The organism is Thiohalocapsa halophila (assembly GCF_016583825.1).
In the GTDB taxonomy this organism is placed as follows: Bacteria; Pseudomonadota; Gammaproteobacteria; order Chromatiales; family Chromatiaceae; genus Thiohalocapsa; species Thiohalocapsa halophila.
This window is the reverse complement of sequence record NZ_NRRV01000238.1, coordinates 1-792: the sequence shown is the minus strand read 5'-3', so window position 1 is coordinate 792 and position 792 is coordinate 1. Positions and strand designations below refer to the sequence as shown.

General features: G+C 67.2%; 1 protein-coding gene. It reads right to left on the bottom strand.

The window, feature by feature from the left end; genetic code table 11:
- A partial coding sequence (locus tag CKO31_RS26205; RefSeq protein WP_200243900.1) for a permease occupies positions 1-729 on the bottom strand: 729 nt, incomplete at its 3' end.
- Positions 730-792: the final 63 nt, after the last annotated feature.

The following is a 792-nucleotide window of genomic DNA, read 5'->3' as shown; positions in this document are numbered from 1 at the left end:
GACCAGCACCGCGCCGGGAACGGCCAGCCATTGGCCATCACCCAGGTTGTCGACCACCCATTGCTCCGGCACGAAGCCATGAAACAGCGCGCCGACGCCGATGCCGATGAAGACCCACTTCCAGATCCGGCGCAGGATCTCCCGGACCTCGGCGACGGCAAAGCGATGCCGCCCGAGCAGGCTGGTGTCCGGGCGCTGAGCGGCGACGCCGCCCATGTGGATCTTCCAGACGTAGTTCTCGACCCAGCGCTCGGGCTTGAAGCGTTGCATGACGATGCCGCCGAACCAGGCGACCACCAGCCCGGCGGCGATGTAGAGCAGCGCCAGCTTCCAGCCGAGGATGCCGATCAAGAGCGCCGCCGCGACCTCGTTGATCATCGGCGAGGCGATCAGGAACGAAAAGGTCACCCCAAGCGGAATGCCTGCCTCGACGAAACCGATGAACAGCGGCACCGAGGAGCAGGAGCAGAACGGCGTCATCGCGCCAAGGCCCACGGCCAGGCCCCGCGCCTGCCAGTCCGGCCGGTCGCGCACGAATTCCCGCACCCGCTCCGGCGACACCAGCGCGCGCAGCAGGCCCATGAGATAGATGACGATTAACAAGAGCGCAAAGATCTTGGCGACATCCATGACGAAGAACTGCAGCGCCGCGCCGGCGGCGGACTCGGGGCTCAGGCCGAACAGCGAAAAGGCGACGACGTCGCCGAGCCAGGCGAAGGGATCGGGCATCCGGGTACCTCGGCAATGCGACCGCCCGAGAGGTCGGTGCGGTCGCATTGCCGAGGTACCCGG